This window comes from Shewanella acanthi, from assembly GCF_019457475.1.
Taxonomy (GTDB): Bacteria; Pseudomonadota; Gammaproteobacteria; order Enterobacterales; family Shewanellaceae; genus Shewanella; species Shewanella acanthi.
On record NZ_CP080413.1, the window covers coordinates 2,855,634 to 2,881,582 of the forward strand.

At 40.2% G+C, this 25,949-nt stretch carries 22 protein-coding genes; 11 read left to right on the top strand and 11 right to left on the bottom strand.

All coding sequences use genetic code 11. The annotated features are described in order from the left end of the window. Position 1 precedes the first annotated feature (1 nt). Together K0H61_RS12390 and dndA are read right to left on the bottom strand one after the other, a co-directional pair. Positions 2 to 811, bottom strand: a complete 810-nt coding sequence (locus K0H61_RS12390) for a restriction endonuclease (RefSeq protein WP_258405947.1) — start codon at positions 809 to 811, stop codon at positions 2 to 4. Next, positions 808 to 1,932 (bottom strand): cysteine desulfurase DndA, encoded by a 1,125-nt coding sequence (gene dndA, locus K0H61_RS12395; RefSeq protein WP_220049638.1) that lies wholly within the window; start codon positions 1,930 to 1,932, stop codon positions 808 to 810. Before dndA ends, K0H61_RS12390 begins: the two co-directional genes overlap by 4 nt. A 113-nt stretch (positions 1,933 to 2,045) precedes the next feature. Between dndA and dndB the strand changes: the two genes are divergently transcribed. The 4 genes from dndB to dndE are packed head-to-tail and all read left to right on the top strand — an operon-like array spanning position 2,046 to position 7,156. Then, positions 2,046 to 3,140, top strand: coding sequence for a DNA sulfur modification protein DndB (dndB, locus tag K0H61_RS12400; protein ID WP_220049639.1), 1,095 nt, complete (start codon positions 2,046 to 2,048; stop codon positions 3,138 to 3,140). Positions 3,141 to 3,163: 23 nt separating this feature from the next. Further along, the gene (gene dndC / locus K0H61_RS12405; RefSeq protein WP_220049640.1) at positions 3,164 to 4,825 is read left to right on the top strand and encodes a DNA phosphorothioation system sulfurtransferase DndC; all 1,662 of its coding nucleotides are present in this window, start codon (positions 3,164 to 3,166) and stop codon (positions 4,823 to 4,825) included. After that, entirely contained in the window at positions 4,822 to 6,786 is a 1,965-nt protein-coding gene (gene dndD, locus K0H61_RS12410) for a DNA sulfur modification protein DndD (protein ID WP_220049642.1), read from the top strand. The genes dndC and dndD overlap by 4 nt, the downstream gene beginning before the upstream one ends. 1 nt (position 6,787) lies before the next feature. Further along, entirely contained in the window at positions 6,788 to 7,156 is a 369-nt protein-coding gene (gene dndE / locus K0H61_RS12415; protein WP_220049643.1) for a DNA sulfur modification protein DndE, read from the top strand. 14 nt (positions 7,157 to 7,170) lie between these two features. Here the strand turns inward: dndE and K0H61_RS12420 are convergent, their stop codons facing one another. From K0H61_RS12420 to dptF, 6 genes are all read right to left on the bottom strand, one after another. Then, complete coding sequence (locus K0H61_RS12420) at positions 7,171 to 8,445, bottom strand: DNA sulfur modification protein DndB (protein ID WP_220049645.1); 1,275 nt, start codon at positions 8,443 to 8,445, stop codon at positions 7,171 to 7,173. A gap of 14 nt (positions 8,446 to 8,459) precedes the next feature. Beyond that, the gene (locus tag K0H61_RS12425; RefSeq protein WP_220049647.1) at positions 8,460 to 9,053 is read right to left on the bottom strand and encodes a hypothetical protein; all 594 of its coding nucleotides are present in this window, start codon (positions 9,051 to 9,053) and stop codon (positions 8,460 to 8,462) included. Positions 9,054 to 9,055: 2 nt separating this feature from the next. Then, complete coding sequence (locus tag K0H61_RS12430) at positions 9,056 to 9,568, bottom strand: hypothetical protein (RefSeq protein WP_220049648.1); 513 nt, start codon at positions 9,566 to 9,568, stop codon at positions 9,056 to 9,058. 136 nt (positions 9,569 to 9,704) lie between these two features. Then, the gene (gene dptH, locus K0H61_RS12435; RefSeq protein ID WP_220049650.1) at positions 9,705 to 14,801 is read right to left on the bottom strand and encodes a DNA phosphorothioation-dependent restriction protein DptH; all 5,097 of its coding nucleotides are present in this window, start codon (positions 14,799 to 14,801) and stop codon (positions 9,705 to 9,707) included. Next, the gene (gene dptG / locus K0H61_RS12440) at positions 14,782 to 16,107 is read right to left on the bottom strand and encodes a DNA phosphorothioation-dependent restriction protein DptG (protein WP_258405948.1); all 1,326 of its coding nucleotides are present in this window, start codon (positions 16,105 to 16,107) and stop codon (positions 14,782 to 14,784) included. Before dptG ends, dptH begins: the two co-directional genes overlap by 20 nt. 1 nt (position 16,108) lies before the next feature. Further along, positions 16,109 to 17,701 carry a DNA phosphorothioation-dependent restriction protein DptF gene (gene dptF / locus K0H61_RS12445; RefSeq protein ID WP_220049651.1) on the bottom strand — a complete coding sequence of 531 codons (1,593 nt, stop codon included), beginning with the start codon at positions 17,699 to 17,701 and terminating at the stop codon, positions 16,109 to 16,111. A gap of 406 nt (positions 17,702 to 18,107) precedes the next feature. On the opposite strand from dptF, the gene K0H61_RS12450 reads away from it, so the two are divergent. Further along, the gene (locus K0H61_RS12450; RefSeq protein WP_220049653.1) at positions 18,108 to 19,016 is read left to right on the top strand and encodes a GTPase; all 909 of its coding nucleotides are present in this window, start codon (positions 18,108 to 18,110) and stop codon (positions 19,014 to 19,016) included. 11 nt (positions 19,017 to 19,027) lie between these two features. Further along, positions 19,028 to 19,765, top strand: a complete 738-nt coding sequence (locus K0H61_RS12455) for a GTPase (protein WP_220049655.1) — start codon at positions 19,028 to 19,030, stop codon at positions 19,763 to 19,765. A 504-nt stretch (positions 19,766 to 20,269) separates the two neighbouring features. Here the strand turns inward: K0H61_RS12455 and K0H61_RS12460 are convergent. Beyond that, entirely contained in the window at positions 20,270 to 20,455 is a 186-nt protein-coding gene (locus tag K0H61_RS12460) for a helix-turn-helix transcriptional regulator (protein ID WP_220049656.1), read from the bottom strand. A 130-nt stretch (positions 20,456 to 20,585) separates the two neighbouring features. Between K0H61_RS12460 and radC the strand changes: the two genes are divergently transcribed. The 5 genes from radC (at position 20,586) to K0H61_RS12485 (ending at position 23,493) form a co-directional block, all read left to right on the top strand. After that, positions 20,586 to 21,068: a RadC family protein gene (gene radC / locus K0H61_RS12465; protein ID WP_220049658.1), complete on the top strand. Its 483-nt coding sequence runs from the start codon at positions 20,586 to 20,588 to the stop codon at positions 21,066 to 21,068. Positions 21,069 to 21,117: 49 nt separating this feature from the next. Continuing rightward, on the top strand, positions 21,118 to 21,480 hold the full coding sequence (locus K0H61_RS12470; protein ID WP_220049660.1) for a hypothetical protein: 363 nt from the start codon (positions 21,118 to 21,120) through the stop codon (positions 21,478 to 21,480). Between the two features lie 120 nt (positions 21,481 to 21,600). Beyond that, complete coding sequence (locus tag K0H61_RS12475) at positions 21,601 to 22,008, top strand: DUF2787 domain-containing protein (protein ID WP_220049661.1); 408 nt, start codon at positions 21,601 to 21,603, stop codon at positions 22,006 to 22,008. A 108-nt stretch (positions 22,009 to 22,116) separates the two neighbouring features. Then, positions 22,117 to 22,683, top strand: coding sequence for a site-specific integrase (locus K0H61_RS12480; RefSeq protein ID WP_220049663.1), 567 nt, complete (start codon positions 22,117 to 22,119; stop codon positions 22,681 to 22,683). A gap of 84 nt (positions 22,684 to 22,767) precedes the next feature. Further along, the gene (locus K0H61_RS12485; protein WP_220049664.1) at positions 22,768 to 23,493 is read left to right on the top strand and encodes a lecithin retinol acyltransferase family protein; all 726 of its coding nucleotides are present in this window, start codon (positions 22,768 to 22,770) and stop codon (positions 23,491 to 23,493) included. A gap of 76 nt (positions 23,494 to 23,569) precedes the next feature. Here the strand turns inward: K0H61_RS12485 and K0H61_RS12490 are convergent, their stop codons facing one another. Further along, on the bottom strand, positions 23,570 to 24,238 hold the full coding sequence (locus tag K0H61_RS12490) for an inovirus Gp2 family protein (protein ID WP_220049665.1): 669 nt from the start codon (positions 24,236 to 24,238) through the stop codon (positions 23,570 to 23,572). A 309-nt stretch (positions 24,239 to 24,547) separates the two neighbouring features. Further along, complete coding sequence (locus tag K0H61_RS12495) at positions 24,548 to 25,858, bottom strand: hypothetical protein (RefSeq protein ID WP_220049666.1); 1,311 nt, start codon at positions 25,856 to 25,858, stop codon at positions 24,548 to 24,550. Positions 25,859 to 25,949 lie beyond the last annotated feature (91 nt).

The following is a 25,949-nucleotide window of genomic DNA, read 5'->3' on the forward strand; positions in this document are numbered from 1 at the left end:
TCTACGCAAACAGCAGGTCTGCCTCAAAGTCATATACGTCAATCGACTGTCTTTGAACCCCAATACCTTTGTCGATCATAATATCGGCAAGTTGTTCACCGTCGATCAAGATAATTGGAACACATCCAGGTTTAAATGAAATCTCTTGAGCCTCTTTTGTAAATGTGCTTGTTGTTATAAAGATCCCTTGCTCAAAGTCACCAGTAATATCCCCCCTAAATTGGGAAACATCAGGCCGTCCAACCTTATTTCCTTCTGCATATCTTTTGCATTGAGCAGCTACACGCATTTCAGCCAAACCGATTTTGAGCAATCCTTTAACGTCAATCCCTCCATCACGACTTAAACTCGTCACATTCATGCGTGTGAAGCCATAACGACTCAGAAATATTTGACTGAACTCTTCAAAACGTGATGGCGTTAACTGTCTTAGGGATGCCAGTATTTCACCTTTGACTCGCTCACGCTGTTCCATGGCAAGCTCATTAATCCTGCTTATATAATCACCAACTGCAATTTCTTCACAAATCAAAATGGCATCTTGGTCTGCTTCTGTATCATTCTTAGAAATAAGGGCATATGTTCCGTCAGAATAGGCAACGAAGTACCTTTCCTTGTACATATTGCTTAGCGATTTATTTATACAATGTCGGCCTAACGTTACACGTAAAACACTTATTGGTGAACTCGCGCCAAACACATATAGCTCATGCTTTACAATAACATCAAGTATGCTTTCTAAGGTGGCTCGGCCACCGAGTTCAGTAAGAGCAGCAACTGCTGCACTGGATATAGTGTGGTTAGTCGTCACAGATATTGTTTCAATTTATCAATGATTTGGTCCCATGGTATATCTTTAGTCATATAACACCAAGACATTCTAATAGCATTTTCAATATTCTCTTCATCCAATCCCATCGCCGTAAGAACATGACTGGGAGTATAGCTTGAAGAAGTGCAAGCTGAGCCATTCGATACTGCAACTAAACCTTTAAGTGCGACCATAGCTGTTTCGGAATTCAAACCTGGGATCGAAAAATTTAAGACATGTGGCATTGTGTTTGCGCCATTAATAACAGCCCCTAACTCGTGAAGCCTTTCAATAGCATTTAGTTTTATTACCTCACAACGCTTATGCCTTTCGTCAGCATTTAGAATAGATTGCCGAGCGGCCTCACCAAGACCAGCAATAAGTGCGACAGGTAAGGTTCCTGGACGGAGCCCCTTTTCTTGTCCACCACCAAACATTAAAGCTTTCAAAGGTGGTTTTTTGAAACCACGCCTGCGACAGATAAGAGCGCCAACGCCTTTAGGTGCGTAAAATTTATGCCCACTAACACTTATTAAGTCCAATCTCTTATTGCGTAAGGGAAGATTTAACTTCCCAAAGCTTTGAGCTGCATCAACATGGAAAAATGCCTCATGTTCACTCAATACTTCGCAATAGTCCTCAATCTGTTGTATCGAACCGGTTTCATTATTCACGTGCATTATGCTAACTAAAAAAGTATCAGCCCTAAGGCTTGCACTAAGTTGTTTTGCAGAAACAATTCCTGAACCATCTGTGTTTAAGTAAGTAACCTCAAACCCTTGTTTTACAAGTTCTTCAATAGGCTCTAAAACTGCTTTATGTTCTATGCGAGTAGTTATGATGTGTTTTTTTCCAATTTTTTCGGCATAGTCCTTAAGCCCCAAAATCGCTAAGTTATTACTTTCTGTAGCTCCACTAGTGAAAATAACTTCTGATTTTTCTGCATCAACAACTTCTGCCACGAACTGCCTCGCCTGTTCCACTGCTTGTTTTGCGATGACACCAAATTCATGGGTTCGACTTCCAGCATTCCCAAACTCTTCCATCAGATAACGACCGACGATAAGTGAAACCTCAGGAGACATTGGTGTTGTTGCATTGCAATCTAAATAGACTGTCACTTGAAAATTCCTTTAAAACGTGAAGACAATAATAATGGTTTGACGTATAGTACAGCCCTGTTCGTACGAACAACAGTCAATGTTCTTAAAAACAATAAATAGATTATAAATTCATGACTAAAATCATTTCTGGCACATCCTTCCCGGCAATCAAAGGGATACAAGCTGAAACAGAGTTCTATACAGTGATGTGCCCATTGAAAAGATTACGTAGAATCTTTACGTTTGATGAGAGCACTTTACCAGTAAATGAACGCGCACAACGTATCTTAAATACCGAACGTATACCTGAAATCAGTAACTACATCCTATCCAATAGAGATAGCTATGTGTTTTCAGCACTTACGGCTTGTATCGACGGTGAAACAGAATTTGAACCTGTTGGTGAAGGTCGACACCAGCAAAAAATCGGCACACTGACTATCGATGATGATGCCGAAGTCTACATCACCGATGGGCAACACCGAAATGCTGCTATTCTGGAAGCGCTTCAACAAGATCCTTCTCTAGGTGATGAAAGTATCTCAGTAGTATTTTTTGTTGGTAAGTCACTCCCCGAACGACAAAAGATTTTTAAGGATTTGAACCTTTATCCTGTGAAAACGGATAGTTCGCTAAGTATCACTTACGATGACGAACCGGGAGCCATTCTGTCTAAAAACATAGTTTTCAACAGTGAAATACTGTCAAAACTAATCCACATGGAGAAAAGCAACTTAGGGCCTCGCTCGAAAAAGCTTGTAAGTCACAGTGCTCTCAACAAAGCAACCTGTGAACTATTCGATGTAATTGAGAAGGAAAGCATCGACCTGCAGATACCAATTGCGACTGAATACTGGGAGCACCTTGTGCAGGTTATACCTGCTTGGAACCTAGTTTACAAAGAACAAATTTCTGGCGGTGAAGTGCGTGAAGAATCCATACATGCGCACTCTGTAACTTTCCAAGCTCTAGGCATAGTAGGAAACTGGCTCCTAAAAAACGATCTCAAGTGGAAAAAGACCACAGAAAGGTTGTCACTTCTGAACTGGTCAAGAGCTAATAAAAAAGACTGGGATGGTCGTTGTGTAGTAAACGGAGCAATGCGTAATAACTCTGTCGCAACCAAGTTAACCGCTAATCGAATCAAGCATTATTTAGGAATTCCTCTTAACACAAAAGAAAAGAGTGAAGAACAAAAATTTAAGCAACAAAAGCACGGGAAATAGCCTCTCAAGGCTAAGTGATTATCATGACTGTAAATACATATATCCCTAACTATTCGGCATTTAATGAATTAGGGTTTAAAAAAACTATTAGAGATCTAATAGATAAAACTAAAGAGCTATACCTGAAGGACGATATTCCATGGGTCCTAGGATACAGTGGTGGCAAAGACTCTACAGCTATTTTGCAAATTGTCTGGAATGCAGTTCAAGAACTAACGGCAGAAGGTAAATCCAAAAAGTTAGTTCATGTAATTAGTACTGACACTTTGGTTGAAAACCCCATCGTTGCACTATGGGTAGAAAAATCACTGCATCACATGCGTATAGCATACAACCAGCAAAAGCTGCCAATACAAGCTCATAGATTAACTCCAAAAGTAACAGATAGATTTTGGGTTAACCTCATTGGTCGAGGTTATCCAGCGCCGCGTTATAAATTTAGATGGTGTACAGATAGATTAAAAATAAGTCCATCCAATACCTTTATTCAGGATGTCGTTAAGAAAAATGGCGAAGCAATTCTGGTCCTTGGTACGCGCAAACATGAAAGTACTGTTCGCGCAGCCAATATGGAAGGTTATGAAAATCGTGCTGATAATACTCGTAAAGACGACGGACTCACCGTAAATAAAGAACTTGATCGAGTATGGGTATACACACCTATTGCAGATTGGACAAATGATGATGTCTGGAGTTACCTAACTCAAGTCAAAAATCCATGGGGTTTTAACAACACAGATCTACTCGGAATGTATCAAGGTGCAACTGAAGGAGGCGAATGTCCCTTAGTTGTAGACAAATCAACACCTAGTTGCGGTGATAGTCGATTTGGTTGCTATGTCTGCACAATGGTTGGTGAAGATAAGTCTATGGCGGCAATGATAGCCAACGATGAAGAAAAGGAATGGATGCTGCCTTTACTTCAACTTCGTAACGAAATAGACGTTAATGACTCTAATAAAGAACGAAAAATTGCTAAAATAAATAGAGACAAATCGAACCGAGACTTTCGTAGAATGAACGGTAGTCTTACCGTACATATTGCTGACCATGGGGCGGATATTGTTAGAGGGCCTTATCGTCAAGAGTTTAGAGAATACATGCTTAAAAAAGTACTCGAAGCTCAATGTTACGTGCAGAGTGTTGGTCCCAAAGACGTTAAGAACTTGGAATTACTGTCTTTGGAAGATTTGGAAGAAATACGTAGAATTTGGATAGAAAGTAAAAATGAAATTGAAGATAGTTTGCCAAAAATATATAAAGAAGCAACTGGTAAAACTTATATTGGCACGAAGAGAAGCCATCACCCTTTATTAAATAATGAAGTATTAAACAAACTAAAGGAACATTGCGGTCAATTTGGCGATAACGATAATCTCAAATATGAGCAAGTCAGGACATTACTATCAATTACAGATAGATATAAGCACCAACTAAGAAGAACAAAGCTCTTCGATGAGCTTGAAAAAGCAATTGACAAAGGCGCATTTAATAACATAGATGATGCCAGAAAGTTCGCTCTAAATAGAACTAAGAATGAGCTAATAATAAAGCTTGAACAGCAAGGAATTGACGAGATTAGCATAAAAGAGATTCGAGAAAAGATAGAAAAAGTCGAGATGGCGCTCAGAGACCAAGTATTGTTAGAGCAAGATATTATCTCCACCGAAGAGCTTCAATCATGATCATTGAAAAAGTTACACTACATAACTTTGGCATATACCAAGGCACACATCAAATCGATTTAAACGTTAATGATATCGAAAAAAACGTCATTTTATTTGGTGGACTGAATGGAGGAGGAAAAACAACTTTCCTCGATTCACTACAGCTTGTACTTTATGGAAAAAACGCGAAGTGCTCTAATCGTGGAAGGTTAGCCTATCATGATTTCTTGTACCAATCTATCAACCGCTTTAGTCCAGAAAAGCATGCATATATCTGCATGGAATTTAGGCATAAGCACGGTACAAAAGAGCAAAAATATAAAATATCTAGAAGCTGGAAGGCCTCGGACAAAAAACAAGTTCATGAAAATGTAACCGTTGAATGCAATAACCAGCAAGATGCATTTTTGTCTGAGCATTGGGATGACTTTGTTTCAGAGTTTATACCTCAGAATCTGTCTGAGTTGTTTTTCTTTGACGGCGAAAAGATTGAAAGCTTGGCTGACCCATTAAATTCAGCAAAACTCATAAAGACCGGTATTGAAGCATTACTTGGATTAGATTTACTATCACAGTTATCAAAAGATTTGAATATTGCGAAACAAAAGAAACAAGCAACATTACTGGATGACAGGGCGTCAGCAAAAGTTGATGAAATTAGAGAAGGCATCATAAAATTAGAGTTAAATATTTCTACAAAAAGCAATGAAGTAGATAGTATTACCGAAAAAATATATGACCTGGATTTTAAAGTAGAGCAGAAACGTGCGGAACTTCAAAACTCAGGAGCTTTTCTTTTAGATGAATTAGATAGCTTGAAAGAAGAAGAGAAAAATCTAGAAAATAGTATTTCTGCAATAAATAGTCTATTAAAGAAACATGCTGCTGGTGCGTTGCCACTGAAAGTAGCCAGTCAATTATTCTCTGAAGTTGAAAAAAGAGCTACAGAAGAAATAAGAGTTAAAGAATATAGTATTGCAAGGAAGTATATATCCGAACATGAGAAGCTATTTTTAGCTTCATGTTCTAAAAGCATAAGTGGTGAAGTTTTAGATATCATAAAGTCTGAATTAAAAAAGTTACACAAAGATGAAGATCTAAGTAATTCTCCCCAACACTTAACCAGAGTGAGCATTGATCTATTTAATATTGCCAAATCGGCAATTGATAGTGATTTACGTGAAACTGAATCGCTAATCAAGGAAAAGAAAGAGCTCAATGATAAACTAGTGCTTATAAAACAAAAGCTTGAGTCGATTCCAAGTTTTCAAAACGTCGCAGATGAGATAAAGTCACTTGCTATAATCGAACATGAACTAAGTAATAAAAACAGTCAACTTGCAGCCTCAGTAGAAGAACTTCGAAGTATTGAGTCTCAACTTCGAGACCAGCAACTCAGGCTAAACTCCGCCTTATTGAAAGAGAATATTCAGAATTTTGAGGAAATAAGAGGAAGCCAAATAGTTGGACATATAGAAAATATTAAGTTGATCGTGGACTCTTTCAAAGAGAAATTAATCGATGAGAACATAATAAAACTCGAGCGACAAATTAAACTTATGTTCGAAAAACTAGAGCGAAAATCAGGTTTAATTAGCCAGGTTAAAATTGATACTAAAAATTACACTTTAACTTTGATAGGAATAGATGGGCAACCATTATCCCCTTCTAGACTATCAGCTGGTGAAAGACAACTCATCTCTGTTGCTGTTCTGTGGGCGCTTGCTAGCACATCAGGAAAAGAAATACCCTCTGTAATAGACACACCTATGGGACGTCTTGATGGGCAGCACAGGACTAAACTAATAAAAAATTACTTCCCACTCGCATCTGATCAGGTGATCCTTTTATCTACTGATGAAGAGATAATGGGTCAGTACTACAATGAATTAAAACCATTCATAGCCAAAGAGTACCATATTCAATACAATGAGACGTTGAAGACATCAACCATTTCAGTAGGTTATTTTGGAAGTTAAAATGAAAATAGATAGTGTTAAACTTTCAGAGAAAGCCAAAAATCAGCTAATTGTTTTAAAAAGAAAGACGGGTATCGAAAACTGGAACGTACTCTGTCGGTGGGCATTTATGCTTTCATTACGAGAAACCAGCATTCCACCACACGAGAATATCCCTACAGATAGTAATGTAGAAATGACGTGGAAAGTTTTCTCGGGTGAATACTCAGATCTTTATACCACAATGCTAATTCATAGAATTTATATTGACTATAATGAAATAGATGAGTCTAAACTTAATTATTATTTTAGACTTCATCTACACCGAGGAATATCATATTTAGGGAACAATACTTCCAATATAGATGAGCTTGTAGAACTGGCCCATTAGGGCCAGTTACCACTCTATTCGGTCAGGTTTTTTTCTAACTCTTCCTGAGTGAATACATAGTTTTGATTTTTCACTTCTGAGTATAGCTTCCTAGCTCTTTTTATCTGTTGTTTACTATTGGGAGCTAAATGAACAAGCAATAATTCGCTTAGCAAGCTTGCAAACTCTCTACTCGTTTGCATTTTCAGCTTATCTTCACTAATTACGCATACACTTGACCAAGGTCCATCCCCTAAATTCCAAGATAATTCTTTTAATTTAGCCAACACCTCATCCCATGTTAAGAGCCTTTGCTCAATTATTATTTTGACAGACTCAGAAACACACCGTTGAACTATTCCCTTCAAAAATGCTTCTTCAACTCCAGGTGAAAGTTTGTTCTTTCTCAAACCACGTAGATCATCTGTTTTGCTAGCTTTAGATACAATATTACCGCATGATTCAAACAGTTCTTCTACCCTTTTTGAAATTATTTTATAAGAGTCTTCAAGCTCGTCATCTGTTGGTCTTCTCGTCAATGACACCCCTTCAAGAGGCGTACCAAAAGACAAGTCGCCAACAATTTCATACAGCTGCTTAATTGACGTCACAGCCTTTTTATCAGTATCTCTTACACTCGAAGCAATTGACAGCTCGCCATTTTCACCTTGTTTTGTAAATACGGCAACTCGCCCTTCTTCACTGAAAAAGTTGTTTTCACTAATAAGTCGTCTCGTTAAAATTGCAAAACCATCATCTTCATCAAGAGCGAGGTTCTCACTTCGTGTAGTACTCTTAGCATTCTTATTTATGTTAGTAAACAACCTCCTAGTTTTTTCTTTACCTTCTTCGGTATCATAATGACTAACTAGAATAACACTAATTTCCTCTGAACCAAGTTCCGGATTCTTCTTAATAGCGTCTTTAATCGCTTTAAGACGATGCTGCCCATCTAATGCGAAGTACTGCTGACCTCCGTCAAATGTAAGAACACCGAAGCTATTATCAAGCCCATTTAGAATCTCTTCACTATCCACCATTCTCACAGGCATGTAATGAGGATCACCACCATAAGCAGCAACAATTAATGAGCCAAGAAATCGATGTTCTGATCTTAAGAGGTATTCTGTGATTTCTTTAGTACGCTCAGAAATCCCCCTCTGTATAAGCGAATTAAGCTCATCATTCCCGCCTAATTCATATGCAAAGTTAACTTCTTTTGCAACCTGTGCATATTTCATTACACATATATAGTAATCCCAGTCACCAACTTTAGCTTTCAATGCTGGTATCAGAGTTTTATTTGACATAGTTTAATCCTTATTTAAAAAGCTGGTTCAAATGCTGGAGTCTTCTTTTGTATATCTATCTTGGCTCTTATCTGTTGCTTAAATGATTTATTTCCTGGTGGATTAAAAACGTTAATAAGTCTCTTCTCTATATCAAGAATCTGTTCAGAACTTGCGTTATCCATCGTAGCGTACCAATACTCTAAATCCCAAAGATTTAACACTTTTCTCAGACGACTTTCTCGATCATGAGGATTGTTCTCTGTCCAATGGACACTTGGTTTTTTATTTATTAATGATTTATAGTCTGAATTAAACCTACTAAGTATACTGCTCTCTCCCTTAGAAGCAGCCCCAACATAAACGACAAACCTAAAATTATAACTTTCATTATGCAGCTTAAATTCAATACTCGGTCTCCAAACAAACATATATACTCCTTTACGATCCGGAATCAATGCTGATGAGTTTGATGATAAGTTTTGAATGCGCTCCCATCCATCACTGAAAGCTTCTAAATCTTCAATGAGAGCGCTACAGAAAATTTTATCCTGGAGAAACTCCATGGGATAAGACAGTTCTAACGGATTACTTTCAGACGTCTTATATCTGGCTAGCGATTTCTCCATAGTTAGATTCTCTTTTTAAGAATTAAATCAGTTGTCTTTATCATATTTGATTTAGCGCCCTTAAACGTAAACATTCCATTTAATTCTCCTCCTGCGGATGTAACATACATTAATAGAGTTCCAAAAGTTGATTTGCTTTTTACCTCTGGTTCCAGTGAAAGCATGACAACACCATCCATTATTTGACCTTTGAATCTATATCGCCCCTGAGACTCTGAATCTTGGCTTTTATAACTTTGAAAAAAGCATCCTTTTAGCACGTGGCCATATTGGCGCTCTATTGTTAGGCTGTAACTCATAGTCTTAAAAGCTTTAGATATATCGTCAACTCTGATGTCATCCTCATCCGTCATTAACACAGATGTCCATTCGCCAGTAACCTCTACACCGCGATATATCTGTTTTCTTATCCATGGTGTAACCACATTGGACCATGTAGTTATAGATAACCACACAATCAACGCTGATACGATTCCGCTCGGCACACCGAGTAATATTGTTTCTGTATAACTCATATATAATCTCTTATGACACAACCAACTATCATGACTTGTAACTCCTAACCTTTTGCCTGAAAAATATATTTCAACTTTCACTACAGTCATCGATAAATTTTGACACATCAATAACCAACTGCTTAAATATTAACAATCAAAGCTCCCAAAATGCCCTATCCCGCATCTTTTGTAATTTTTTAGACCCATCAATATATAAGCTGTTATGCTTTTCAAGCTTATTAATAGTTTCCATCAGTCTTTCTTGTTCGGATTTTTCGTTAACACTGAATATCGCCTTAATATCTTGGGGTTTGATCTTGGCAACGCGGTGTACCACCCAAGTCATTACATAACTGGAATAATCATTTTCACCGGTTTGGAAGTGAGTAATATCCTGAGTAGAGAGCACCACGCCAACACCATATTCTCGCCCTTCTTTAAGGATTTTTCGCAGGCTGGGGAAGTTTTGTGACATAAAATTATCGGCCTCATCCACCAGCACAAGCTTGGTGATTTGACGAAAATCACCAACAACTTCGGGTTTGCCATGCTTTTGCATTTGCGAGTAAAACAAGTCTAAGGTTAACGCCACCACCAGGTTTTGAACCTCAGAGGGATATCCCGCCAGCTCTACAACAGTAATGCCACTAATCAGATCATACAGACTCATGCATTGGTCATTTTTGTCTTCAAAAATCTCCAGCTCATACAAGCTTTCGAGCGCTGCATAAAGTGAGTCTTCATCGGGTTCGGTTTCAATAAACAACTCCCACACATCGGCGATAGTTGGTGCCAGTTTTTGCCATGTGTTTGGGTCAGATTTATTGATCCCCGCAAGCTCGTAGGCCTCGCCAACTAACTTACGCAGCTTTAACTGCTGCTTTTGGCCTAAGTTAAAGGCTTTACCCATAGTCTCAGCAAAACCTCGCGCCGTATGCACGGGCAGCATTGGCGTATCGCCATAGAGGCTCAGCGGGTTATAGGGCAGCTTGTGAAGTTTGTATTTTTTGGCCTGTGTCGCATCGATAAACTTATCGTCGACATAGTCTGACTTGTAATCAAAAATCAGCATGCCGATGGGCGCGCCATTGACGTTATCCGCTTGATTACGATGCAGTTGAGTAATGACCGACTTGGTAAATTGAGTTTTACCCGTGCCCATGGTGCCAATAATGCCCGTATTGGTATTCATAAATTTGGCAGTATTAGTAGGCTCCCAATTTAACGGTGCTTCGGTAGTGGCATTATGACCAAATAGTACTGACAAGTGCCCACTCGTGGCAGTATTTAACCTTTGCGTGGTTATCGTAGACTCAGACTCTTGCTGAGTTTTGTTATCAATATTCTCAACCTCATCAGTATTTACATTTGGCTGCGTGAATTTATTACCAGTACTAAGCTCTTCGGTTTCTTCTACTACGGAATCTATCGGAGTTCCGCTGTAATCCCTTGTTAAAACGTACTTTGTTGGAACATGACAAAGTTTTGCGATATCCATTGTTGTTAACAGCTGCTGCAGCGGCGTTTCAACCAAAGTTTTAAGAATGGCCATGGGTAAATCGATACGCAGAATACCATCTACCAGCTGATAGTCAGGTTCAAATACAGCATCACTTTCAAGGTGACTGACCACAAAGCCCGATGGATAGTCTGCAATGCAAGCAAGTCCGAAATCACCTTTTAACCACAGCTCTTTTTCGGTAAGTAATCCATCAAAATAACCAGGATTAAAGACGTTATAGAGACGATATTTATCAATCTGCATCAATACTTGGCGCATAAATAAACCACGATGCAGCTTTCCTGCGACCGTTGATTTACCCAGAATATCAACGCTCAAATAACGAAGTAATTCTTTAGCCTGAGCGACAGCCTTTTGATAATTTGGCGTTGCGCCGGTTTTTACCTCAAGCGGCAATAAATAGACTTGCTGCGCTTTAAAGCCAACCAAAAGCACATCGTCAGATATCGCCCCTTTAACGTAACCATTCAGTTTGCACGAAAAATCACTTTCAGAAATTTTCAAACCAATATTACCAGCAACGCGGATCATCTCACCTACAGACAATGGCACCCAAGTGATATCGGATTGGTGCAAAAGACTCACAATAAACTTGTAGGCACCAATAATTCCCTTGCGCTCTTTATTCACCTTTGGTGTACAGGTCATCATCTTAAGTAACCAATCGCCATTAAAGGCGTTGAACTCATTTAGTCTGCCACCTTCCCCCTGCTGTATTACGCGCTCAAATAACTGGGTTTGAGCTGTTACAGTAATTGCATCATAACTCGCAGAGCTGGTGTATTGGTCAGAGTAATGGATCAGCACTACATCTTCATTGCTGTGAAAAAAGTCCAAGGTGACCTTAGGGTCAATAATGGTGGTCCAAATAGAACTCTCGTATGAGCGCTTTAGCAAGGTTTTAAAATCTTCATTGACCGCAATAACGACTGCGTCAGTCCCTTGATAAGGTGTATTTGGCTGTAATGCTGGCTTGATTAGTGAACCAATATATTTAGCCATTTTCAGGTGTGGTAAATCACTATATTCCACCCCCTGCAAGCCAAATCCAGTTAGGTAAGAGCCATTATCACTCTTTGAGGCCTCACCCGCTAATAAACCATCGCAGGCAATACCCGAAACCATGCTGTCGATAGCGATACTGGTGCAATCAACCTTATTGTTATTTCGGAAAAAGGTTAAATGTGCATAAGCTTGTCCGGCAGAGTCACCCTGGGCATTGGTAAATTTACTGTAAGTCAGGCGGGTACGTAGCAGATCAATCACAGTATCCGCTGTCTCACGGGCTTTACCTTTATTGAGCTCAAGCCATTCTTTTAACTCATCATAGTTTGCTGTTTCAGCAAAGCGGTCAAAGGCGTTAAACGATAGGTCATCATCGTACAGGTTAACGTGAATCGCAGCCGACTTATCCATGTTTGTGCGGATGTAATCGACCAAACCTAAAAACAGCTCATTAGCAGCATCTTGGTTAACGGCATTCACTAAAATGCTGTTGTCATTACCACTAAACAGTTGAGTAAAAGCAAGCTGAAACTCATCTAACTTTTCTTTTACCAGTTTGCGCACAAAGGTCAGTGCACTTTTTTCTTGTGGCACACTGCGCAGCCAAAAAGCGTTTTCTCTAACCCTTTGGTTATAGGCAAAGCCATATTCGGGATGATAAACATAAGGCAGTAAGCCTGTTGCCGACAGCCGCTCAAAGGTCACATCGGGTAAATCTTCAAAGCTACTATCCCGTTGCATTGTCTGACTTAGATAGAGGTTATAGGCCAGCAACAAAGGATGGTAAGGCGAATAGTATTCTTCACCATCAGCCGAGATGACTCCGATTTTAATCGCTAATTTTTGTGCGCTTGAAAGCATGCCACCTGTGGGTATGGCTTCAAAAAGCCTTAAATAGGCATCCACGAGTCGAGAAACGATTGCGGTGAAATTAACTCCCCAAGACACCAATGATGGAATCGTGTTGTGGGTCGATAGATATTCGAATAGTTCCAGGTAAGCACTGTGAATGTTATCGTCTACAGCCAGCAGCTGACTCAGTTCAATGGGCTTATTGTCGAGCTGCGCAACGATACGGTTATTGACGAAATCTTGCTCCCAACGCAGTAATTTTAGGCGTAACCCTGGGACAACGAATTCGCTGTTATCTAAGTTAACTTTGCCTTTTAGGTATAGCAGCTCACCGTTATAGCTATCGTTAAATAACTTGTGAAAACGTCCTCGATTAAGCAGTAGCGGTATCGTTAATGAATCGGTCGCGACAGCGCCTTCGACGTTAAAACAAAGCTGGTTCTCACCCGACTGCACAATAAAATCGATTTCGTCAGACTCATTTGCAAGTGCTTCAAAATCAACTAAACCATATTCCGCTTTATTGACCACCTGCTTAGCATCAAATAATGACACGGCTTTTGTACCGCCTTCACTTATTTGCAGCTTGTTTTCATCCATATTAAGGGTGAGGCGCATTTTAGCTGGCTCAATCAAAAACAAGTTTTTAATCGGTTCGATGTAAAACTCACCTTTACGCACAACTAAACAGCGGAAGTTATAAACTTCAGACTTATTTTCACGCTTTAACTGCAGGTTAAAAAACTGCGGCTCATGCGCATATGTCGCCTTTAGCGTTGCGCTACATCCATGAAGTGGATTATTTCTGGCGCTGATTTGATAATCAACCTTTATGCCCTTAGCTGGTTTAAGGCTGAATTGACTCTTATCTAGATTATTTGCACCCGCAAAATTAAGCTTGAGCTCATACTCATTTACCTCATCATCCAGTTCGATAATGATATGCCTATCGCGCATGCCTGCTTTGGATTCCGATTTATTGCGAGCAATGACGGTCATGCCTTTAATGCCTTGCTCATCTTCCAGTATCAACTGCTGAGTGGAATTACGCTTCATCTCATCCAAATAATGTTGAAAATCGACGTTTTTCCAGCTATCCGTCTCGGAAAAGTGTTCGCGGATAAATTTTTCACCAAAGGATTTCAACCGATCTTCAAGCTGATCACCAAAATGCTCCACTTCAAAACTCAGCTCCTCATACAAAGCTCTGTTTTCAGCAAGACGGCGACGAAGCTGAGCGGGTTGGCCTTCATAAAGCTCAATTTGTGGGTCATTGAGCATTCCCAGCTCGTTAAAACGCAAATCACCATCGCGCACTGCGTTATATAAGGCTTCGAAACCAAACATGGTTGCGCCATCTTCTAGAATGGCATCAAACTGATCTTCAAGCAGACACAGAGATACTCCTCTACCTGTATCTTGCTGATCTATCAGTCCCTTTAATGCCCGCTTAATTTCCTCAGTACTCCACACCTGCCCGGGTTGAGATAAGTCTTCTGCAGAGTTAATAACGGTATCGAGCAAACTATTGTGAATAATGAGCAGCGCGCAGCCCTTTAAAAATCCTTCTTGCCCGGCAACTTCATCACGTAATAAGGAAATATAATTTTCAGTAAAGCCCATAAACTCATGAGGATTTTCACTCTGAATAACTGGTACAACTTTACTGCTACCAAGCTGAAGATAAGGTAGTAATACTCCATGAACCGAAGAAATATCACCTGCTTTTAAGGCTATTAATGCTTGGTATAAACGGCTGCTGTTTTCACTATCGGGCGATTTAAACTGGTAACGAAAGCCAGCCTCAACAACAGCGCCAGCCTTGCCTGAAAATTGTTCAACCAAAAATGTCTCAAATGGTTTTACGGACATATACTGCATCTCCACTGTCGCTCATGCGCTCCACGTTACCTATGCGCTCGTAAAATTTAATCAGCTCTTGCTCGGTTTGCTTATCGACGAAAATGCCACGCAATTTGAATTCTTCCAATAAATCATGGAAGCGAAGCTTCTCTTCATCGCCAATAACAATATTGGTCAGCAATATGATGTGATCTTGATTGAGGACCAGCACTTTTCCAGAGCGACCTCTCGATTGGACAAAATTGGCCGCAAGATGGGTTTCAACTTCTTGTACGTATTTTTTATTAATATTGAGGCGCTCACCGAAATTAAACTGCGCCATCGCAAGCTTCATAATGTTTTCAAGCCAATCTAATGAAGAATCTGAGCGGATAAACTCCGTAACCAGTTGCCTTTGACTCCGAAACGCATACGCAAAGGCCTCCAGCTTAGGCTTTAAATCTAATTGGCAGTCAATCACATCTCGGGCAATTTCCCATAACGGACGTTTTTCGACATCTTTGAGTTGGAGTAGCTCCAGCATGGTCAACATAGGAAATAAGCGTTCAGCTGACGCTTTGAACATAATGTATCCATGGTTTTTTACATGGCTGCGCTCATTGCTCGCTCGCTCATGATCCATGATAAAGTACAGAGGTTTAGCACTTGGCTCTTTACCTTCTAGCCAAGATGGAAGTGACAAACTCAGTTGCGCGGTATAAGTAAAACCGTAGAAAGACAAAAAATGCTCAATTTCACTCAGCAAGTACTTTGGGCGGCTTGCCAAAAACCTTAAGTCTTTACGGAACACTTTGGATAAAAAAGGTAAATAAGGTCGCTCAGAAGGTTCAAACGCGCCATCGTCTTTCATTTCGCGACGTAAAGTTTCTAACATCTCGCGCTCAAGAAAATTTAGATTGCCATTAAAGGATTCAATCTTTTGCCCTCCCGCGAGATTGGTAAACATAGATGCAATTCTGCTATCACCAGCATTAATGAGCTCTTTTTGGGCACGAAATAGTAATAACTCAGGACTCACAGCAAAGATGTCTTTATTATCAAAGTACATCTCCCTAAGTACATCCCAAAAGGCTTCTTCGCCTAGTTTCTCTTGCAGTGTATTTCTGCAATCGGTGACAAACTGATCGTATTCGTATTTTTCAACTTTTTTGCGCAGCAACCCACGTAACACTAGGCCAATAACAGCATCCCATTCAAAATCATTGCCCTTTGTTCTAATAGGCAAATAGCTATTAAGACTATTTTTATTAGGAATGTCTTTTTCTGTTTGTGGTAACTCAGCGTTTATCGGCATAGTAAATTTATCTGTCATCATCTCAAAGGCCACTCACTTCAAAATACTCATTGTCTTGATTGGTTACCTTGTATCTTTTGTCGGACTTGAGGATTAATAGTGTTTCCTTTTTATTGGCGACAGACACTATTTGCTCAATCACTTCATCGAGCAATAAGACCGCATTTTTATCATGTTTATTAGGACGATAACCTTGAGTTATGCGCTGCAATAGCCCAAAAAGGTTCATGCTGATTGGCATAGGTTTGAGTGGTTTATCATCTACAAGGAGTTGAGCAAAAAATGCACCTATTTTATTTGAAGCATTTTGTGAGATCGCAACGAAGTTTGGCTTAACATCTAACTCAACCGCTGTTTTGAAGCCGTTGTATTCGCTAATAAAGTAAGCATCTTTATCAAGTGTATGTGCATGACGATTACAATATCGATGCACTGCTGCAATCAAGGTTTCCTTGTAAAATGAATTCAATACCTTTTTTTGCTTACCTGAACCATCAAAATTCTTATGTAACAACCAGATAGAGGAATATTGATCAACTAGGATATTATTGAAATCAGCCTTGAATGAATCAATAAATCCTAAGCTCATACCGCCATCATTACGGAGAATATAAGCTAGTCGTAAACAGGATGCTGCTGACTTTAGCTCGTAAACACCTAGAGGTTTTAATTGATTTTTGAGTAATTCAAAATCATCTCCCGTTACTCCCAAACTATATTGCAAGACAAATTCATCTATATTTCGGGTATGTAAATTACTGGGGTCAAAGGTTTTTATATGTTGTAAAAGCTCGTTATCGCCACCTAAAAACAAGTTGTCAAATAAATAACCTTTCATTGCCAATATTTGAAACAAAAAATCCAATAAGGCACGTGCGGTTAAAAATTGGTCTTTTATCAGCCTAGCTTTAAGCAAAAGATCTATCACTGACTGTTGTACTGCAGGTAATGCAAGCAAGGAAAAATTAGCTGTCACACTATCATGTCCATACTTTTGAACTTGATTCTGGTGAAGTGCATAAAATGGATTATCAAGAGTTTGTGCTGTTAACCGCTTAATAAGTTGCAATGCAAAATCAGAAGTATTCCCTGCATCAGAGAGCGAAAATTTAGGGTAATCTTCAAAATCCAAAAACACATACTTGCTTGGTATATCTTCCCGACGACCAGACAAAAATGACTTAATGGCTAGAGTGATTTCGCCGTGCTCTTTACTCCCTTCTTCTGCGTAATTACCCAGCATCCCGATGTTAATGCCTACCACCAGTGGACGGCCTGACTCTTTAAACTGCCTAAAACGCTCATCAAGGGTATTAATAGCAGTTTGGTCGGGATTAAAGCTGTGGGTAGCATCTAGATGGAAGTCTATTTTTGATTTCCATTGATTTTTATACTGGGTGAGGATTTCTGACTTGCCATCCCCACTGGAGCCACACAGGAAGACAATCTGTCCGGGCTGACACTGCTGCAGCTTGTTTTTAAAATCAGCTTCAATATCAGTCTGGATGTAGATGTATTTTTTGAAAGTAGATAGGACACTTTCAGCAACTCTGTCAGTGCTCACAGCAAATGGTGAGGATTTGGACAGAATAGACAAGGCATCAATGAGCTTCAATGACCACTCCCTGGATGAAGAAAGAACAAATTTCTTTAAGTTTATCTCCTTAACTATAAGAAAGTCATCAATATTTTTGCAAAACCTGAACAATGTATTAATTTCATTCCAGTCCAAATGTGATCAAATAATCAACTATACAGACGTTGAAACCATATAAAGTATTAGTATTGGTGCTTTGTCATTACTACGCTTACTCAATTCACTGATTTACAATTAGTTAAATAAGTTGTTCAGTCTTTAAAAAAGTCTCTTTAAACCAAATAGCAAAGATGCCAGCTGACACTACATAGATATCTGAATTTGGTTAATCGGAAAATCGATATCTGGAAATTCACAAGGTATTCGCAAGCTCACGATTATTGCGCTAACTTTATGTTTTCAAGGAAAAGAGAAGAATCAGTCAATGGAAAGTGAAGTTGAGCAAGAGCTAAAACGAAAAATTGCGGCTATCGCCGATGATAGAGGCCCTATTAAGTTCTTACTGGTTGGTAGGACTGGCGTAGGTAAATCAAGCACTATCAACTCATTATTGGGAACTGAATTAGCTCCAGTAGGCAAATTCAATCCCACAACGATGGATATAACATCATACAGCTATACACATGACGATATTGATTACCAAATTTACGATACTCCTGGACTTTGTGATGACCTCCCAGAACAAGGAAACAATGATAAATATCTGAAAAAAATCTCAGATACAGTAAAAAAAATTGACCTGCTCTGGTTTGTTACTGAACTCTCTGCAACAAGACTTTCTGGCGCAGAAAGAGAAGGGATAAAACTAATAACTAAAGCAATGGGACCTAAAATTTGGCAGCACGCAATAATTGTATTTACACGAGCTGACTTCTCAGATGAAGAGTCCTTTAATCTCGATCTGAAAGAACGAACACGTATTATTCACTCAGAGATCAGGAAAAATGCTCCAAGATTAAAATCAGATATTCCCGCAATAGCGATAAGCAATTCTAGCAGTTTACTTCCAGATGGAACCCATTGGCTTGGTGAACTTTTCACTAAAATATTCGAACAGATCAACGAGCGAGTCGCTATCAAATTTCTGATCTCAATGCGAAATGATATAGGCATTGGCGAGAAACATGAAACTAGTGGCAAAAAGCATATTGAACCTCCACGCATTCCATTATCAAAAGGCCAACAACAAAGAATAAGAATCAACGCGTTGGACAGGCTTAAAAACGCTGCAGCGGGTACTGCTGCTGGGGTTGCTGTTGGGAAATACTTTGGTAAACCGGGGGTAATTGCAGGAGCAATTATAGGCTTCCTGTGTGGATTATTTTCAGATTAATGGGGTAAAAAATGACTTCTATAAATCGCGATAATGTTGTATCTCTACCAGATGATTTTATTTCAGTTAAAGATGCTCTAGTCGAAAGGCTATTCAAAGAAGTTCGCTCTGACAATATATTCTTCGATGTAATCTTAGCAGGCCGAGCAGGTGTAGGAAAAAGCAGCACTGTAAACACTTTGATGGATAAAAAGGTGACTAATGTTGACAGATATAAAACAGGCACGACTGAAATAATGACGTTTCAGCGCGAGTATGGAGGTATCAAATTTAGATTTACTGATACTCCAGGACTTTGTGATTCAATGCAAGAAGAGCGAAAAGACATTCAAAACTTAACTGAGTTAAAAAAACGCATCGCTGGGTCTTTTTGTTTACTCTATATAACAGAAATAGACTCATCAAGAGTTGCTAGTGATGAGAAAAGAGCAATAAAGATGTTAACTGAAACATTGGGTAAGACAGTTTGGAATCAATCTATAATTGTATTCACTGGAACAGATAGAACTTCATCCCAAGACTACGAAAGTGTACTTTCCAAAAGATCTGAGCTACTAAAGGAAACTATATACGCCTTTTCAAAAATTAATGTTGAAGAGCAAATCTCGGTCGTCAGCCTTTCTAACAATTTAAAAACACTTCCTAACGGGCAGACATGGATGCCCACGCTATATGAAAAGATACTGCAGGCATTAGTTGTCTATCCTAGTATACAAAAAATTCGGCAAAACCATTTAAGGAAAGCCTAGCCATAGGCTGAATTTATAATAAAATTTCATCCTACTTAAAGTGTAAATTTAGATATTACTATGCCAAGATGATCTCTTGGCCTGCTATTTTAATTTTTCTCTATTTTTTTCTCCCTTAAGCTCAATGCTGCTACCTTTTATTATTCACTTATTATCTAGTAGGACTCTATGGAATACGAGGGGACGATTATGTGCATGTGCGAATGTTGCTCTGGCTGTAGAAATAATGATTGGTGTACTTGTGGATGCGGATGTTGTGGTAGTGATCAAGCTATTCAGCAACATTCTGAAATAACAGGATTATTATTTTATAAGAGTGGGGCTGAACTTGCCTTTGGTTGCAAGACATTTGCTCCATTTATTGAATACAATGATTTAGAAAATCGATACCATGAGATATTTACTAAAGCGAAAAGCTTTAGACCACACCTCTAAGCCAAAAACGGGACAAGTGCAGCTAAACAGCGCTTGTCCCCACAAAACAACTTTCATTTATAAAACACATCACAATGCATCTCGCTCAACAATTCGTTCATTAATCCACCCTTCTATTTCACTTTCTATCCAAGCCACCGCCCTATCACCCAATGACACTTGTTTAGGAAACTTCCCGGCCGCAATCATGCGATAAATTGTTGCTTTGGTTAGACAAGTGATTTCAATGACTTCTTTCAGTTTAATGAGCTTCATGATGAGTTCCTTGGTTATTGTCTCATCACATATGCGCTTCCAGTAATTTTTAACTTTTTTCCGATTTCCAAACCTTTTCAGATATATATCACCGCTGTGCATATACCGATTTAGCAACCTTGGAGGCGCTATGCACAAAGTGATTACCCTACCCCGCAACAGCTGGTCACAAACCTCATCGCAAATCTTAGAAACCGCAGCAGGCATAGTCGCTGAGCGCTTTGTGCGCGGCGATGCCTTCTGTAACCCACAGGCCACCATGGACTTTCTGCGCTTTAAGCTTCACCAGCACCAGCGCGAAGTGTTTGGCGTGATGATGCTCGACAGTCAGCACCGACTGATTGAGTTTAATGAGATGTTCTTCGGCACGATCGATTGCAGCAGTGTGTACCCACGAGAGGTGGTTAAAGCCGTGCTGCTGTGTAACGCCGCTGCGGTGATCTTCGCCCACAACCATCCCTCGGGTTGTCCTGAGCCATCTATTGCCGACCGGAGGATCACAGAAAGGCTCATCGAAGCTCTCACTACCATCGATGTGCCGGTACTGGATCACATCGTCGTCGGTGATACCTGCGTTTCTTTCGCCGAGCGCGGCTATATCTCAAATCCATAACGGCATAAAGGGCTCCCACTTGGGAGCCCTTTATGCGCTGGAGTGCATCATGATTGAATTTACCGATAGCTTTTCCCAGGCGGCGGTTGCAGAGGCCTGCTCAGCCTTTCCGGCATTGCTGGAACGCATCTGCCTAGAATTAACCTTGCCGATATTTATCCGCCCACGGGATGAATATGGCGATATCTGCGGCCCTGCAGAAATCATTCCCCCCGACCGCATCCGCAAAACGCAGCTGTTTGTTTGCCAGCGCGACATGGTGGATAACCTGCCCAAAGAAATTGGTTTTTGTCATATGGTCCGCGATTGCGACAAGTACGGCACGCCCCACGGTGAGTGGCGGATGATCTTAAATGGCAGTTATTACAACCACGGTGACAATGCCCATCCGCAGTGGAGCAGTCACACTTAAGCTCGTACTTACACAAGCCCGTCTGCACTTAAGCACGCTTTACCCGTTTCCCTTTACTACCCCCCACACCCCATGCCCACAGTGCTTAGCGCTGGTGGGCTTTTTGTTTTGGAGTCCAGCATGAAAATCTACCGCGAAACCACATTGCCACTGCCAGAGCCCTTTTATGAAGTGTTAGAACGACAACTGGCAGCACTCAATAACCCCAACATCAACATCGTCACCTTTAACTACCGTGATCCCGACTACAGCTATGAGCGCGGCGGTTATCACCCGGTAGAAATCAATCTCTACCGCCAAGGGGATTACTGGTACCTCAATTACTTCACTGACTTTGCCTACTGCGGCGGCCCCTTCCCTGAGCTTGAGAAAGAAATGGAAGTGCTGTTTCAGGAGAAGGAGGTCTACAACAGCTTCTTTGGCCGTTGTTACCTTCGTGATGCTGACAGCTTGGTTCGGCTGCTACTGGAGAACTTCTGTAACTACATCGAGATGGAGGTGTATCAGCTGCAGGTCAGCGCCGACTAAGGTTGGTGCCCACAAAGGTATTGTGGGAAGCAGTAAACCTAGGCCCGATGCGGGTTTGGGAATGGCTGCTTCTCATATTCACGCAATAGCCAAAAGAGGGAAGCAACGATGAAAGAAGTCGAAGCGGTCAAGAACCGCGACACCATCAAGCTTATCAGCTACCTGCTGGAGCGCCACTTTGGCCAGCAGATGGCCGATGTCTGGAATATTGGTCTGAACCTAGCGCTGCGGATCTCTGACTTACTGGCGATTAAGTTCAGTGATATCCAAGGGGATCGCTTAAGCATCATTGAGCAGAAGACGGGTAAGCCAGCCAACATCAAGCTCAACGATAAGACCAAGGCGCTGATTGATGCGATACATGAGCGTCACCCAGAGCATGTGTATCTGTTCCAATCCTACCGCTCAAGCCAGGCCAAGGATTGGCATGCCCCCGCGAAGCCATTAACGCGCCGTGCTGTCGCTAGGGCGTTCGCCTATGTCGGGGAGGATATCAAGCTCGCCCTAGGCACCCACTCAATGCGTAAGACCCGAGGTTATCACTTGTACCAAGCCAGTAAGGATATTGGGCGAGTGATGCGTATGCTCCGCCACCAATCCGAAGCCGTAACACTGCGCTATATCGGTATCACCCAGCAGCAAATCGATAAGGATTTTGTTGAGCTGGAAATCTAACCCCTTCACTACGTAACACCACTCAGTAAACCCCAACCAGAGCTGGCCCCTTAAGGTCCGGCTCTTTTTATTTAGGAGCGTCCTATGAAGAAGTTTAAAGCTGGTGATCACCTTGTCGTTAATATCGACCCTTTAGGTCTCACGAAACACCATGGCCTATGCGTAGGTCAAAACCAAGTTATCCATCAGCGTAAAGATGGCTTTATTGAACAAGTCAGCTTAGAAGAGTTTGCCGAAGGAGCTAAGGTCAGACGCAAGGCTATTGCATATGATAGGGATGGTGCGGTTGAACGTGCCCGTAGCCTACTGGGTAACCAACCCTATCGCTTGCTAGACAGCAACTGCGAGCACTTCGTTAACTGGTGTATTGACGAAACCTACACCTCAGATCAAGTCAGCAATAACCTGCACCTAGCGACTCAGATAAGTGCTAGAGCAGGCTTGCTTGGATTAGCAGCTAAACGTATTGTCCAAGGGAGCGCGGCAAATATCGCGTTAGCTTCAACGGTAACTAAGATGGCTGGTGAATATATCGGTCTACCTGACTCGGTGAACAAGGTAATTGGTACGCCAGGTGATTTAGTCGCTAAGCCCATTGAGTCATTGATTAACGGCACCAGTAATACCCTATCAACCTCGGCAGACCATCTGCGTGATGGTGATTACGGCAAAGCGGCAAGTTCCCTAGTTAAAGGGGCTGTATCGACAACCGTAGAAGCAACGCTAGTGACACCGATTAAAGTGGTCGGTGATGGTATCGTTGCTGTCGCAGATATCGGGAAGGATATCTGGCTATGGCTGCGCTACTGAGATTTTGCCTATAGTGAACACAGGGGCTTAATGCCCCTGAGTTACTGCGTTATTTTTTCGTTAGGAACGGCATTCATTAACCTTGACTACACCCAAAGGAACGCGTCCTATCACCATAGTGCTTGGTATCTAGCTTGGCTAAGTAACTTAAACGAAAGAAAGCTTTCGCAAAGGTCTCCTCAAAATCAGGCGCATTCTGATTGAGATAGTAGAGGGGAGTATCTTCAGGGAAATGCACAAGATGCTCAACTCCATGAGCATCTATTCCCAAGGCGCTAGCCCATGCTTCTACAATTTTAGTACTTAGGTTTTGGCCGTTATGTCGGTAATTCCCTAGATGGTTATACGCATCTGCATTAAGCAAAATTGCCACGTGGTAATGGTCGGTATCTGCATCAGCTCGCTCCTTAGCCCAAGTATTACTTACTGAACAAGGATGCACACGTTTCCCATCGCGGCCCTTGATGTGCCTATCATGCAGGATTTTTGCATTCAGTGATTTGTTGAACTTAGTGATAACTGTTGAATCGTACACCGTTGGCGAATCCGGGAAGTTAAGTTGAGGTAGATGCAAATCAAATCTTATCAATAGTGTTCTAGGATGTTCGTCCAATGCCGCGTTCATGGTCCTATAGATAGCCTCTAAGTACTCAGCACTTAATGGCCTCGGATAAACAGCGTAGCCTCGATACAGGCCATTATTGATTACGGTTAGATTGGTATTAGCTGAATAACGATTACGCATTTTAATTTCCCATATTGGTTATTGTACATAACGTGTATGGGTTACGTAAATTTCAACTTGAGTACATCACAGTCCATTACTGTACTTAGCTAACGAGATGCTCATTTACCAATCTACTTATGGATATTCTTAAGAGGATTAAGGAATGAGTAACTGTAGATATATTACTGATAAGAAATACATAGTAATAACAAACAGACATTAAGAATGAATAGATATAGGATAAAATACAAAAAACAAGAACAATTTCACTATTAAATCAAGATAAAAAACATCAATTAAGATGAAGCATCACTCTCTAATTAAAATTTATAAAATTGATTCTTCCCTCTTAACATCAACAATTTTGAGGCTCTCGACCTTCGAGTCATCAACAAATGAAACTTTTGAATTAACACTTAAGATAGCCTCAGAGTTTATAAGCACATCTTTAAGACTCACTCCGTGGTTGGTTCGCATAGAAAACAAAGATGATGAAACTAGTGAAGTATTATTTTTATCATCTAACATAACAACCATTCTCTTCTTCAAAACCAAGTCAATACTGAGGATAGATTTCTTATATGACTTAGGTAAAAACTTGAAAGATTCGTAATAAACATCTAGTTTTGAAGCCAATTCCTCAGATAACGTTTTTATAAGACTCTCATATAGCCTTGAATATTTTTCAGATTTATCATTAGAGTCTGACCCAAAGTCAGCACTAGGAGGTAAATGATGCTTAAAAAAATTAACGCAGTCATCATACACATCCATAAAGGCAAAAGAACCTGTTGACAAATACCGCAGCATCAGCTCAGAAAACCCCCACTCTTTAACTGCAAAAATATACTGCACATTTTTCAAAGACAAAGATTTAGTAATATCTTCAAAAAATTCAAACCCAGGAAATGACTTTAGTATTTTCGATGACGAGTACAAATTTCCATGATACATATCGTTAAATTCAAAAAATCTAGAATATGTGATTTCAGACTCTCTTAAATCAGTACCAATGTATAACCTCGGAAATTCAAGCCAGGCTATATTAACATGATAGATTGTTCTTAATGTCGAAAGTAATTCACTCCTAGACACTCCTTTAACAATTGACAAAAACCCAACATTTACTAAAGCTTTCGCCTCACCCTCTAATTGAGCATCAGAAAACCCTGTCATCTGCTTTAACTTTTCGACTTGCCCCAAAATATAACCAGTGGAATTCATAGATATCATGAGTGCAATAGCAAGAAGTGTTTTTAACCTCCCATCACCTTGTGACAGCTTATAAAAAATAACTTTAAATTTAGGCTCTATGCCTGTTGCTTCGACTAATTTATTACACCATTTAAAGGCAAGTGGTTTTAGTTGAAATCTATATCTAGATACTGTCTCCTTAACACCCCTCATATCCAAATCTAAGCCACTAACATATTTATCCTGATTAATTATTCGCGTTATATAACCCTCTTCAACCAAATACTGCAGCGCGGTAGCCACTGATTTTTTCGGCATTAACAAGTCTTTGCTCAGCATAGAAGCATTCATCGAAACTAAATTCTCACCATAGTAATTAAAAAATTTAAGTAAGAACAATCTCGTTTCTGGTGATGCACCCGTCATTGATTCAAGGATGTTCATGATTTACACCTGTAAAACTTGATATTTTCCAAAAAAAACCAATAAAAACTGATATTGACTACCACTTACATACATGTAACGATACATGTAA